The sequence below is a fragment of the Pseudoalteromonas sp. TAP-3C genome (genome assembly GCF_059888565.1).
This window is the reverse complement of sequence record NZ_CM187618.1, coordinates 427786-440573: the sequence shown is the minus strand read 5'-3', so window position 1 is coordinate 440573 and position 12788 is coordinate 427786. Positions and strand designations below refer to the sequence as shown.

The window sequence follows — 12788 nt, the reverse complement described above, 5'->3', positions numbered from 1 at the left end:
ACCTAGTTTTTCTTATAGCTTACGCGGTAAATTACGTTAGCGTAATCATCGCTTATTAATAGACTGCCATCATTTAATTGTGCAAATGCTACGGGGCGGCCAAATATTGTTTCGTCTTGCATAAAACCTGTGATCAATGGCGTATACTTTGTAACCTTGCCATTTTCTATGGTTGCCACAGTCACCTTATAACCCACCTTTTTAGAGCGGTTCCACGAACCATGCTCAGCAACAAATAGCTGTTGTTTATAACTGTCAGGGAACTGCTTACCGGTATAAAAGTGAATCCCTAATGGCGCAACATGTGCGTCCAGTGCTAAGGCAGGCTGGGTGTAGTCAGCAATATTTTTACCTTCACCAAATTCGGGGTCAAGAATAACGCCCCCATGTACGTACGGAAAACCAAAGTGCTCTTGCTCTTTAGTGACACGATTTAACTCATCAGGTGGAATGTCATCTCCCAGCATGTCGCGGCCATTATCACTAAACCACAGCGTTTGCGTGACAGGGTGAAAGTCAAAGCCCACGGTATTACGCACACCTTTAGCTAACGTTGTGATCTCTTTAGTCTCGGTATTTAACGAAAAAATACGACCAAAGCGGGGATCGTCTTCACAAATATTACACGGTACGCCCACCGGAATAATAAGCTCGCCGTTAGGGGCAAAGCGTAAAAATTTCCAACCATGATGGCGCTCAGAGGGTAAATCGCTATAAAACACTTCAAACGTTGGATTTTTTAAGTGTCTGTCGATATTTTTAAAACGAATAATACGGTGTACTTCAGCGACATATAAGTCACCGTCTTTGATGGCTAAACCTGAGGGCATATTTAACCCCTCTGCAATGACTATTGTTTTATCTGCGACACCATCACTATTATGGTCAATCAAGGCATACACATTACCTGCCTTACGTGACCCTGCATACACTATACCTCGGCTTGAAACTGCAATTTGTCGTGCATTTTTAATATCATCTGCAAATAAACTAATTTCAAACCCCGGAGCTGCCGTCAGTTTGTCGAGTATATTTTTCGCCATTACTGGCGATGATATGAAAACCAGTAACAACAATGTGCTAAATAATGTTTTCATTTATCTCTCCTGTTTTAAGCCCAAAGGCTTGTTAAACCTGCGCCTTGTTGCCGTGATCTTCTAACCATTGACGGCGATCTGATGAGCGTTTTTTGGCCAGTAGCATATCCATCATTTCCATTGTTTGCTCTTCTTCATCAAGCGTTAACTGCACTAAACGACGAGTATTCGGATCCATGGTTGTTTCACGCAATTGTAACGGGTTCATTTCACCCAAACCTTTAAAACGCTGTACGTTGACCTTGCCACGTTTTTTCTCTGCTTCTATACGGGCTAAAATACCCGTTTTTTCCTCTTCATCAAGTGCGTAATAAACATCTTTACCAATGTCGATTCTAAATAGCGGTGGCATAGCAACATACACATGCCCTGTTCTAACCAATTGTGGAAAATGACGAACAAATAAAGCACACAATAAGGTAGCAATATGCAGCCCATCCGAGTCAGCATCCGCTAATATACATATTTTATTGTAACGCAACCCAGATAAGTCACTCGAATCGGGGTCTATACCAAGCGCCACTGAAATATCATGCACCTCTTGAGAAGCCAAAATTTGTCCTGACTCAACCTCCCAGGTGTTTAAAATTTTACCTCTTAAGGGCATAATTGCTTGGAATTCACGATCTCGCGCTTGTTTTGCCGAGCCGCCTGCTGAATCACCCTCGACTAAAAACAATTCTGTGCGGTCATTATCTGCGGCGCTACAATCGGTAAGCTTACCCGGTAATGCCGGGCCTGAAGTAACACGTTTACGTACTACTTTTTTAGCGGCGCGTAAACGACGTTGTGCATTAGAGATACACAGTTCAGAGAGCAACTCAGCGGTATCTGTGTGCTCGTTTAGCCATAAGCTAAAGGCATCTTTTACTACTCCAGATACAAACGCGGCACACGAACGCGATGATAATTTTTCTTTAGTTTGGCCTGCAAATTGGGGATCTTGCATTTTAACCGATAATACATAGCTACAACGCTCCCAAATATCATCTGGAGTTAGCTTTACGCCACGCGGTAATAAATTTCTAAACTCACAAAACTCACGCATTGCCTCTAAAAGCCCTTGGCGTAGGCCGTTAACGTGAGTCCCCCCTTGCGCAGTAGGAATTAAGTTTACGTAACTTTCTGCTATTGATTCCCCCCCATCAGGCATCCATACCACGGCCCAATCAGCACCTTCAATAGAACTTGAAAATTCACCGACAAAGGGGTCTTTAGGCAGTATTTCATACCCTTTAATAGCTTCTATTAAGTAGTCTTTTAAGCCTGTTTCGTAAAACCACTCTTGGGTTTCTTTCGTTTGTTTATTTACAAACTTAATACGCAGCCCTGGGCATAAAACCGCTTTGGCTTTTAATAAGTGGTTAAGTTTAGTCAGTGAAAAATTAGCTGAATCAAAATAGCTGGTATCTGGCCAAAAACGAACCGTAGTACCGGTGTTGCGTTTGCCCACGGAGCCTATAACATTTAAATCTTCAACTTTATCGCCATGCTCAAAAGCCATTCTAAATTGCTGTGCATCACGGCGAACAATAACTTCTACACGAGTAGACAGTGCATTGACTACGGAAATACCTACACCATGTAAACCACCTGAAAACTGATAGCTTTTGTTTGAAAATTTACCCCCGGCATGCAGTTTGGTAAATATGAGTTCAACCCCAGAAATACCTTCCTCTGGATGAATATCGATTGGCATACCACGGCCATCATCACTCACTTCCAGTGAATTATCCTCATGCAGAATGACATCAATACGCGTTGCATGCCCAGCCATTGCTTCATCAACACTGTTATCTATAACCTCTTGGCCTAAATGGTTTGGGCGCGACGTGTCTGTGTACATGCCTGGGCGACGTTTTACCGGCTCTAATCCATTAAGTACTTCAATGGCTTCGGCGTTATAATTTTGTTGTGTCATAGTTTTTATCTTTGTATACGCTAATTATTTCTAACTGATTTTAAGAAAATCAACAATGTTTGAAAAAGCCCGCTCAAAGCCATTAAAGCTATGATCACCGCCAAATTCAATTAACTGTTTGCATTGTGAGTAATACGTTATTGCGTGTTGAAAGTTTAACACTTCATCCCCTGTTTGTTGTAATAAGTACAGCAGCTCAGGAAACTTTAACTCTGTCACCGTTAATGCTTTTAGAGCATCTATATGACGAGATTGTAATTGGTAATTATAATCTTGGTACGGATTATAATTAGGCCCAAGTATAGGCGTTAATAAAGTATCTGGGGCAACAGCGGGATTAATTACCACCGCAGGAATATGATAACGCTGCGATAAATACGTGGCAAAAAAACCACCTAACGAGCTGCCTAGTAATACCGTATTTGGTGTTAACAATTGTTCAAGCGTTATAATCGCCTCTATAGGCTCATGATTTAAACGCGGCACACAATAATCAACATCATAGTGTGCCATAAGCTCACCAAAGCGCACAGCTTTATATGATTTCTCAGAGCTATTAAAACCGTGAATGTAAATTACCCGTTTAACCATACCACTTCCGTATGAATATGCACTTGTTGTTGCTCAGCATTTAAATACAGCATGCGATAAGCGGCCCCTTTATCGTGTTGCTGCCATGTAGCACTGTGTTTGGTAAATTGAATAGAACTGGCGGGTGTGGCGTAAATATCAAGCCCTCTAAATTGTTGATGATAATCATTATGAACATGCCCATGAAACAGCGCATCAACCACCGTACTATTGACCAATAAATTTAATAACTGCGGCCCATTTTCAAGCATATGTTTATCTAAATAACCATTAATAGGCAATGGATTATGGTGACAAAATACAACATGGCGACTATGTGAATCAACTAAACATGCAGTAATTTCCTCTAAATGCGCAGCGGTTATCCATCCAGCAGGTGTATCGCCTTTAGAGTTTAGCAATACAAGTTCAACCCCAGGTGCCACAATATGTTTAGCCCGTTGTATTTGCCCACCGCTAATTAAATTAAGCATCTGAATGTCATCATGGTTGCCAGGAACCCAAAATACGGGACAGTTTAGCTCACTGTTATGGATGATATCTGCAAATAATAAATAGGAATTCAAGCTGTGATCTTGAGTTAAATCCCCCCCAAATATTAAAGCATCAGGCTGCTGATTTGCTATATCAGCTAACGCCTTAGTAAAATGCTCAGCAGTATTAACCCCAAAATACTCGGCATGTTTATCACTAAAAAGGTGACTGTCAGTTATATGTGCAATTCGTAGCTGAGCGTGTTCAAAGCGATAGGTGTCATCAAACCAAGCCATTATTTATATCCCAATTAAGTGTTGATTGACCTCTTTCAACACATGCCACTAACCAGTCATATAAAAAGGCGTTTAACTGATACTTTTCATCTTTTTGATGCATTTTAGGATTAGGGTAACCGTAAGAAGGCTTAATGCGTTGGTGATAATCATGATGAACAATTTCTGCAACTTTGGCATCGTTATACAAACGAGCCGTTAAATATAATGGTGTTATACCTTTGACCATTCCTGTTAACTGTTTAATAGATATATCAAGGGTGTACTTGGCACTATGATCTATATTAATAACAAATTCACTGTGGCCTAATTTGATTTCTCTAACACTACCGACCGCTCGCTCGTGAGGTAATAATTTTAAAAGGCGCACATAATTATGCTCACAAAGCGTTAAATACTTTGGAAGACTTTGAATGTATCGATTAGTGGTTAAAAGTGCTGTCAAAATACCGCCATTTTTATTAAAAATTAAAAACTATGCCCATTTTTTACGTATCTTATCGCGATTTAGTGCTAACCATTGCAAGCAAATTACAGTGGCCGCATTATCTATTTCACCGCTATTGAGTCGCTCAAGTGCTTCATCTAGCCCCATAATGTGAGTTTTAATATCTTCACCTTCGGTTTCTAATCCATAAATGCCGGTACTCATTTGGCTTAAATCTGCCTGAGCTAAATATAAAAACAAACGCTCTGTGGTGCCACCAGGGCTTGAAAGGTACGACAGCATAAACTCAAGTTTTGTTAAGTTAAGCCCGGCTTCTTCAAACGCTTCTTTTTTCACCACCAATTCGTAATCTTCACTGCCATCAGTCATACCCGCTATACATTCTAACAGCCAAGGCGTGTGTTTGCTTTTAATTGCGCCAATTCGAATTTGTTCAATTAGCAACACTTGCTCAGTCAGCGGATCATAGGGTAATACCGCTACCGCATCACCGCGCTCAAGAATTTCACGGCGAATAACCTCAGACTCTCCACCGGCAAATAAAGCGTGTTTAAATTGATAAAGATTTATTTTAAAAAACCCTTTATACAGGTTTTCAATCGGTTTTAAGGTCACATCGTCATGAGTAAATTTAATACGACTTTTATTCGCCATCTTATTTTTCCTTTTTAAAGCGCAAAGACATTAGCGCCATTTAGATATATATTCTGTTACACTTGAAAACGTTATTTTACGAATTTTTTTTTAGTTATTAGGTAAAACAGGTTAACATACCCCTAGTATAAAAATTGTCTAAGGACCGAACATCACATGAAAAAAAACATCCTTGCAGCATTGGTTAGTTTATCATGCGCATTGGGCTCAACCGTAGCCAATGCTGAAGATTTACTTCACGTTTTTGAAATCGCAACAGCCAACGATCCTACCGTTTTAAAAGCAAAAGCCCAAGCCGATGCACAATCATACCAAAGCGATCGCGCTATGAGCGCATTGTTACCGCAAATAGGCTTGAATATGGGTTATGAAAAAAGTGACTCAACCTCTTTTCAAAGCGTAGGCGATTTATCAAACCAAGTTAAAGTAGAAAGTGACACCGATCAATTTACACGGGGCATTAATTTAAGCCAAACCTTGTTCGATTTAGGTGCATGGAATTCGTTAGGTATTGCCGACAAACAAGCACTGCAAGCGAGTGGCCAATACGACTTTGCTAAACAAAACTTAATTGTGCGTGTTGCTGAAGGCTATTTTAACGTATTAAGCGCTATTGATAACCTAGAGTTTGTGCAAGCAGAAAAACGCGCCATTGAGCGTCAACTAGAACAAACGAAACAACGTTACGCTGTGGGCTTAACCGCTATTACCGATGTACATGAAGCACAAGCACAGTTTGATAACTCAGTAGCGCAAGAAATCATAGCGAATAACGCGGTAGAAACAGCACGTGAGCAACTACGTGAAATTACGGGTAAATATCACGCAAAGTTAGATATGTTAAACACTGATACGTTTTCAACCGTTAAGCCAAATACGCCTGCGGCTGATTTAGTGAAAATTGCAAAAGATAAAAACTTAAACCTGCAAGTGTCTAAAATAACGGTTGATATTGCTAAAGAGCAAATTGAACTTGCTAAAGCTGGTCATTATCCAAAACTGACCTTGAATGCCAGCTACGGGGATTCATTAACCGACCGTGAAATAAATGGTACTCGTTTTGACAGCCAACCTCGTTCAGATTCAAGCTCTATTGGGCTAAATTTCAGCGTACCACTGTATTCAGGTGGAGCCACTGTTGCTGCCACTGATCAAGCGCGGGCATTTTACGTTGCTGCGAGCCAAGACTTTGAAACCAACTATCGCGCCGTTACTCGCTCTGTTATTACTTCTTACAATCAAGTGGTATCTGACATTGCGACCTATAAAGCACTTGAACAAGCCGTTGTCTCGGCTCAAAGTGCGCTTCAAGCCACAGAAGCGGGTTTTGAAGTAGGTACACGTACCATTGTTGATGTGCTCGTAAGTACGCAAAATTTATTTAATGCAAAGCGTAACTTAGCTAATGTACGTTATCGCTACGTAGTATCAACACTTCGTTTAAAACAAGCCACCGGCACATTAAATCGTGAAGATTTAGTCGGTATAAACCAAGGTTTAAATGCCGTAAACTAAGCACTTTTAGTGTACTCACTAAAGCCAGCTTTTTGCTGGCTTTTTGTATTTTTGAGTGCATAGCGTTAGACTAGGGTCTGTTGGCCTTTCAAGGTTAAATTTGCAGCAGCCTGTTTGGTATTTAGGCAAGGCAGAGCCTGTGTGGTGTGGTTATTCCCCATAAATAGGCGATAACGCAGCATCAATGCCAAACAGGCGCTGCCCGAAGGGTTCTGCCTAGGGGCGATTAACTCTTTGTTGCTCGGTTTTTACTTAGCCCACTAGGTTAAAAACCTCGCGCCGCGATTAAATCGCCCCTAGTTTGAACAAATTTTAATCCGCAAAGGTCAACAGACCCTAGCATTTTTTATTTTAGAGAAATTTTTTGTGGTCAACTCATCCCCTTTTAAAGCCTCTTTTTTAGGTCCTCGTTATTGGCTAACATGGATTGGCGTGCTTTTTTTATACTTAGTTTCTTGGTTACCACAAAAGCTACAATTAGCTATGGGTAAACAGCTCGGCCGTTTAATTTATAAATATATGAAGCGCCGAAAACACATTGCTGAAGTTAATATTAAACGCTGTTTTCCAACGATGAGCGAAGTTGAGCAGCAAAATTTAATCCTACAAAATATGGAAAATACTGGTATTGCCATGGTTGAAACTGGTATGGCTTGGTGGTGGCCAAAGTGGCGGGTCGAAAAAGTAGTAGGATCGTTTAAAGGGCTTGAGCACTTTGAGCGAGTACAACAATCTGGAAAAGGTGTTTTATTACTTATTCCACATGTGCTTCACCTTGAGATGGCCAGTCGAGTGATGGGATTAAAATGCCAAGGTGTTGGCTTTTATCGTCCGCATAACAATCCGCTTATGGAATATTTTACGACTAACGGGCGACTTCGCTCTAATGAATACCTTATTGGAAAAAAAGACGTAAAAGGCTTATTAAAAGCACTCAAAAATAAAAAAGTCTGTTACTACTTACCCGACCAAGATTATGGTCGTAACCGCTGTGAGTTTGTGCCATTCTTCGCAGTACCCGATACTGCAACAACCACCGGTACACTGATGTTTGCGGGCAGTAAAAACTGTGAAACAATGAGCTTAATCACTCGCCGTGATAATGATGGACAATACCACTTAGAAATAATTTCTGAGCTTGAACATTTTCCAAGCGGTGATGATAAAGCCGATGTAATACGTGTTAATCAGCGCATGGAACAATCAATAAATGCCGCCCCTGAGCAGTATATGTGGCTACACAGGCGTTTTAAAACACGACCAGATAAAGACGCGCCTTCTTTTTATTAAAGATAGGTTATTAAATAACAACAATGAGTAACGACTATGTGGTTTTGGATTAAATATTTAATTTTAGCGGTTTTGTTAATTGGTGCGGCCATTTACTTTTTACTAAATGGCGCTTCAGTACTAAATTATCAACAAACCACCAATGCTGCAGCGGATGGGTTATCACGGTTTTATGCCTCTATTCGCGATAAAGTAACTATCGACAAAGATAATGAAAAGTTTGTTATTAAACTTGATAAACCCGATTTAAGTCTCGACAGAGCGCTTAATCAGCGCTCTTTTGTGGCCGAGCCTATGCCCCTAAATTGGAGTGGTGAGGTGGGGCCGCGTCGCTTTCAACGTGATTCAACCTTACGTACGGTACTGACTCAATATGCCAATAATGAAGGTATTACTTTATTGTGGTACTTAGATAAGGATTACGTAATAAAAGAGCACTTTCGTATAGATGGTAGCTTCAATTCCGCTTTGTATCGCGTTAGTCGCTCTATTAATGATGACTTTGTAAACGAAGTGTACGCGTATTTTTGCCCTAAACAACGCGCTGCGGTTATTACCGAATTACCCTCTGAATTTGTGCGTTCAAATTGTTTAAAATTAAATAATTAAAATACTGAGCGCCTAATTATTAACTAGTCCAGCTCAAATACAACTTTCCAAATGGTACTGACGTTATTAATGTTTTCACTAAACTGCTGGCGTTTTACGCAGCGACCTTGCTGATTCAGGCTTAACACATGGTAACGTGAACGATAATCTATATAAGCTTGAACCAGCTGCTGTTTTTGTATATCACTAATACAGCCTATTTTAGCAGCATCGGTTAAAATTCTAACGTTATCAGAGTTTTCACATAAATGGCTATGCTCATGCGCATGCTTAAGCACTAAATATTGAGTTATAAACTCAATATCGGTCATCCCCCCTGCATCTTGCTTTAAGTCAAACTGCTGAGCATTGCCTTTGGCTAAATGACCACGCATTTTTTCGCGCATATTAATTACGTCTGTTTTTAAAACCTCAACATCGCGCTTTTGACACAATATATCGGCGCGAATTTGGGCAAATCGCTCTATTAGTTCAGCTTGGCCTAGTATCAGTCGGGCTCTGACTAACGCTTGATGCTCCCATGTCCACGCCTGGGTCTGCTGATAATGATTGAAGCTCTCTAAATTAATAGCTAATAACCCAGAAAGTCCTTCTGGGCGCAGGCGAGTATCTAATTCATACAAAATACCTGAAGCGGTTCGGGTATTAAATAAATGCATTAATCGCTGTGCAAGCTTTAAATAAAACTGCCTTGAGTCAATTGCTTTATCGCCACTTGTGTAACTAGTGCCGTCATGATTATGGACAAATACTAAATCTAAGTCAGAATCGTAACCCACCTCAAAGCCACCGGTTTTACCATAAGCAATAACGGCAAAGCCTTTATGTTCAACACTGGTATTAGGTGGCATGCCAAAGCGTTTTACACAATGATACCAAGCAATATTGACAGCCTGCTCTACTATAGCCTCAGCGAGCGCGGTTAAGTGATCGCTTACTTTCATTACATCAATAATGCCTGTGGCATCCGCGGCTGCTATTCTTAATTGATGAGTTTGTTTAAACTGACGAAGTGCCTCCATTTGTTGCTCAAGATCGTCATGTTCGATACGTAAAAAATACTGCCTTATTTCGTCTTTGTAGGCCGTTAAAGGGGTTGGTTGATAAAGTACCGCAGGGTCGATAAGCTCATCGAGCAATATTGGATACAAGGAAATATGCTCACCAATCCATTTACTATGACAACATAATAAAACCAGTTGCTTTAATGTTCCTGGATTTTCATACAACAGCTCTAAATAAGCAGTGCGCGAAATAATTTTATTGAGTATTTGGCAAACTGAGGCAAATACGCTGGCACTGGCATTAAAGTCACTTAGCTGTTTAAGTAATGCAGGCATTAATTTGTCGAGAATATCACGACCTCGGTTACCTACTTTAGCTTTAGAAAGACGCTGTTTAAAATCATGCAAGGGGGTTTGCCACTCATCTCTAGGATCAGTTAAAAAGCTGACATCACCGTGATCCCACGTACTAATAAACGCCCCTTCACAGGTATCAAGCGGTTCTGTTTCTGCACCTATCACTTGGGTAAACTCATTATGAACCTGACTCATAACATGCTCGATTTTTTTAAGCGTTGCCGTAAAGTCAGGCAGCTCAAGTAACACATTTAATCGTTGTTGATTTAACTCATCATCAGGTAATGTTTGCGTTTGTTGATCATCAAAAATTTGTAGGTATTGCTCTACTTTACGTAAATATAAGTAGTTAAATTTCAAGTCGCTAGCTTCAAGCTCATCAATCACTTGACTAAGGGATAGCTCTTTTAATGCAATTAATAAAGATTGCGTTTGTAAATTGGCTTCTCTGCCGCCTCTGACCATTTGCAAAGCTTGAACAATAAACTCCACTTCTCGAATGCCACCCCCACCTAACTTTATATTATTAGTTAAGCGCTTACGCCGCACCTCTTGCGCAATCATAAGCTTCATTTTTCTGAGCGATTCAATCACCGAAAAATCAATATAACGCCTATATACAAAGGGCCTCAGTAAAGTATTAAACTCCTCCCAATAAATATTAGGCGTGCCAATTAAGCGTCCTTTTAACATCGCGTAGCGCTCCCAATCACGTCCTTGCTCTTGGTAATAATCTTCAATGGCATTAAAACTCATCACCAATGGACCACTTTCACCGAATGGTCGCAAACGCATATCAACCCGAAACACTTGACCGTCTAGGGTGCATTGATTAAGTGCTGCAATCAGTTTTTGCGCTACCTTGGTATAAAACACAGAGGCCTCAAGAGAGCGACGCCCCCCTTGGGTTTTAACATTGCGAGGGTATGCAAAAATAAGGTCGATATCAGATGAGTAATTAAGCTCTTGCCCACCTAACTTGCCCATGCCTAGTACCATTAATGGTAACGAATTGGTGTATTCATCTAATGGCTCACCGTTAGTTTTAGCCACATTTTTGTAAGCCCACTGGTTAGCACTGTCGATCAATTTATTGGCAAGTTCACTGATATATTTAATACTATCGTCAATCGGATTAGCACAACAAATGTCTAAAAATGCCACCTTTAGCCAGTATTTTTCTCGGTATTGGCGAAGTAATTGATGACATTCATGCTCTTCTATTTTATTTATGTCGAGCTGTGCAAAGGGATCTGAGATTTCTCTATTGTTAATTTCTTGCTCACATAACAACCAAGACAGTAGCCTAGGTTGAGAGCTTAAACTGCGCCAAGCAAAATCACTTAACGCTAACAAACGCACGATTTGCTGCTGTTTTTGTTGCTTTGAGTACAGCGCTTCAAAACGTGTTTCGCCCAGTTTTTGTAATCGAATCGGCAGCTGCGTGTTGTTACTCATCAATATCCTCTTTTATCTCACCAATAACCATACTAGAATGATTAAAAACCTATCAAGGTAAATACTATTAGGAACACCATGTCATATTTGTCATTATCTAACACTAGTTTAGTTGCGATTGCTATTAGTTTTGTTGTTATTTGTATCATCATCATCAGTTTAAGAATTATTACTCAAATAAAAACAAAACAAGCACTTAAAGAAGAATTAGCACAACATGATAACTTTGCAATGGGGATTAGTTTTGCCTGTGAAATATCAGTTGTGATTGCCACTGTGGCATTTTTGTTTGACGAAATAAGCATTAGTACCGCCCAATCAAACCCGTTAAAGGTAATTTTGTTAATTGTGCTGTTATTTTTATTTATAAAAATGGGGCATTTAATTCATCGTAAATGGATATTAAGTCGTTTTAATGAAGAAGCTGCAATATTGAAACAAAACGTCTGTGCAGCTATGGTTGATTCAGGCATGTTGATTGCAAATTGTATTTTAGTGCTGGGTTTATATACGTGGACACACACACAAGGCTTTAGTAATTTATTAATAGCCTCGGTAAGCTTTTTTGTTTTACAAGGGTTGTTTGCCCTAGATAGTAAAATACGCGAATATCGCTTTGCTAAAACCAATCAAGGCGCGTCATTACAAAGTAATTTTGGCTTAGAAAATACTTCAATCGGTATTCGCTATGCGGGTAAGTCAATTGGTTTGGCGCTTGCTGCGTATGCTGGTTTATCAAGTGCGGCATTTCAAAGCGGTAAAATGGTAGAAAATTTATTCACTTTAGTAATGCACTGCGGTGTGATGTGGTTATTACTGTACTGTTTAACGTATATTATAAAAATTATCGCAATGCCAAACATTGATACTGCACATGAAGTTGATCATCAAGATAATATTGGCATTGCATGCATCGAGTTTGCTGGATTTTGTGCTATTGGTTATTTATTGATAAGTATGTTTTCAATTTAGTACCAAACTGATTAAATTAAGCCGTTACTAAACGTCCCTATTTGATATTCTAGTAAATTAACAGGGACTATAGGCATGTGGAAATTAACAAGGACTTTAGGC

11 protein-coding genes are annotated in these 12788 nt (G+C 39.9%); 4 read left to right on the top strand and 7 right to left on the bottom strand.

Going from position 1 to position 12788, the window contains the following annotated elements:
* Positions 1-2: 2 nt before the first annotated feature.
* From AC6H44_RS02005 to AC6H44_RS01980, 6 genes are read right to left on the bottom strand one after another with little or no spacing between them, the layout of a single operon-like run.
* A complete protein-coding gene (locus AC6H44_RS02005; RefSeq protein WP_500737182.1) occupies positions 3-1097 on the bottom strand; it encodes a PQQ-dependent sugar dehydrogenase in 1095 nt (364 codons plus the stop codon).
* A gap of 31 nt (positions 1098-1128) precedes the next feature.
* Positions 1129-3018, bottom strand: a complete 1890-nt coding sequence (parE, locus tag AC6H44_RS02000; RefSeq protein WP_500737180.1) for a DNA topoisomerase IV subunit B — start codon at positions 3016-3018, stop codon at positions 1129-1131.
* A 30-nt stretch (positions 3019-3048) separates the two neighbouring features.
* The gene (locus tag AC6H44_RS01995) at positions 3049-3609 is read right to left on the bottom strand and encodes a YqiA/YcfP family alpha/beta fold hydrolase (protein WP_500737178.1); all 561 of its coding nucleotides are present in this window, start codon (positions 3607-3609) and stop codon (positions 3049-3051) included.
* Positions 3594-4379, bottom strand: coding sequence for a metallophosphoesterase (locus AC6H44_RS01990; protein ID WP_500737177.1), 786 nt, complete (start codon positions 4377-4379; stop codon positions 3594-3596). The genes AC6H44_RS01995 and AC6H44_RS01990 overlap by 16 nt, the downstream gene beginning before the upstream one ends.
* Entirely contained in the window at positions 4366-4824 is a 459-nt protein-coding gene (locus tag AC6H44_RS01985; protein ID WP_500737176.1) for a DUF1249 domain-containing protein, read from the bottom strand. The genes AC6H44_RS01990 and AC6H44_RS01985 overlap by 14 nt, the downstream gene beginning before the upstream one ends.
* 30 nt (positions 4825-4854) lie before the next feature.
* On the bottom strand, positions 4855-5481 hold the full coding sequence (locus AC6H44_RS01980; RefSeq protein WP_500737175.1) for an NUDIX domain-containing protein: 627 nt from the start codon (positions 5479-5481) through the stop codon (positions 4855-4857).
* 156 nt (positions 5482-5637) lie between these two features.
* Between AC6H44_RS01980 and tolC the strand changes: the two genes are divergently transcribed.
* The 3 genes from tolC to AC6H44_RS01965 all read left to right on the top strand — a co-directional run bounded on the left by tolC (position 5638) and on the right by AC6H44_RS01965 (position 8895).
* Positions 5638-6996 (top strand): outer membrane channel protein TolC, encoded by a 1359-nt coding sequence (gene tolC / locus AC6H44_RS01975; RefSeq protein WP_500737174.1) that lies wholly within the window; start codon positions 5638-5640, stop codon positions 6994-6996.
* Positions 6997-7362: 366 nt separating this feature from the next.
* Positions 7363-8286, top strand: coding sequence for an LpxL/LpxP family Kdo(2)-lipid IV(A) lauroyl/palmitoleoyl acyltransferase (gene lpxL / locus AC6H44_RS01970; protein WP_500737172.1), 924 nt, complete (start codon positions 7363-7365; stop codon positions 8284-8286).
* A 36-nt stretch (positions 8287-8322) separates the two neighbouring features.
* Complete coding sequence (locus AC6H44_RS01965) at positions 8323-8895, top strand: toxin co-regulated pilus biosynthesis Q family protein (RefSeq protein ID WP_500737171.1); 573 nt, start codon at positions 8323-8325, stop codon at positions 8893-8895.
* A 23-nt stretch (positions 8896-8918) separates the two neighbouring features.
* On the opposite strand, the gene glnE is transcribed toward AC6H44_RS01965, so the two are convergent.
* Entirely contained in the window at positions 8919-11714 is a 2796-nt protein-coding gene (gene glnE, locus AC6H44_RS01960; protein ID WP_500737169.1) for a bifunctional [glutamate--ammonia ligase]-adenylyl-L-tyrosine phosphorylase/[glutamate--ammonia-ligase] adenylyltransferase, read from the bottom strand.
* A gap of 78 nt (positions 11715-11792) precedes the next feature.
* Here glnE and AC6H44_RS01955 point away from each other — a divergent pair, with 78 nt between their 5' ends.
* A complete protein-coding gene (locus AC6H44_RS01955; RefSeq protein ID WP_500737168.1) occupies positions 11793-12686 on the top strand; it encodes a DUF350 domain-containing protein in 894 nt (297 codons plus the stop codon).
* Positions 12687-12788 lie beyond the last annotated feature (102 nt).

What these genes read in the sequence shown, in the direction of transcription:
- AC6H44_RS02005 (WP_500737182.1), bottom strand. Translation starts at nt 1,097, where the DNA reads ATGAAAACATTATTTAGCACATTGTTGTTACTGGTTTTCATATCATCG.
- parE (WP_500737180.1), bottom strand. Translation starts at nt 3,018, where the DNA reads ATGACACAACAAAATTATAACGCCGAAGCCATTGAAGTACTTAATGGA.
- AC6H44_RS01995 (WP_500737178.1), bottom strand. Translation starts at nt 3,609, where the DNA reads ATGGTTAAACGGGTAATTTACATTCACGGTTTTAATAGCTCTGAGAAA.
- AC6H44_RS01990 (WP_500737177.1), bottom strand. Translation starts at nt 4,379, where the DNA reads ATGGCTTGGTTTGATGACACCTATCGCTTTGAACACGCTCAGCTACGA.
- AC6H44_RS01980 (WP_500737175.1), bottom strand. Translation starts at nt 5,481, where the DNA reads ATGGCGAATAAAAGTCGTATTAAATTTACTCATGACGATGTGACCTTA.
- tolC (WP_500737174.1), top strand. Translation starts at nt 5,638, where the DNA reads ATGAAAAAAAACATCCTTGCAGCATTGGTTAGTTTATCATGCGCATTG.
- AC6H44_RS01965 (WP_500737171.1), top strand. Translation starts at nt 8,323, where the DNA reads ATGTGGTTTTGGATTAAATATTTAATTTTAGCGGTTTTGTTAATTGGT.
- glnE (WP_500737169.1), bottom strand. Translation starts at nt 11,714, where the DNA reads ATGAGTAACAACACGCAGCTGCCGATTCGATTACAAAAACTGGGCGAA.
- AC6H44_RS01955 (WP_500737168.1), top strand. Translation starts at nt 11,793, where the DNA reads ATGTCATATTTGTCATTATCTAACACTAGTTTAGTTGCGATTGCTATT.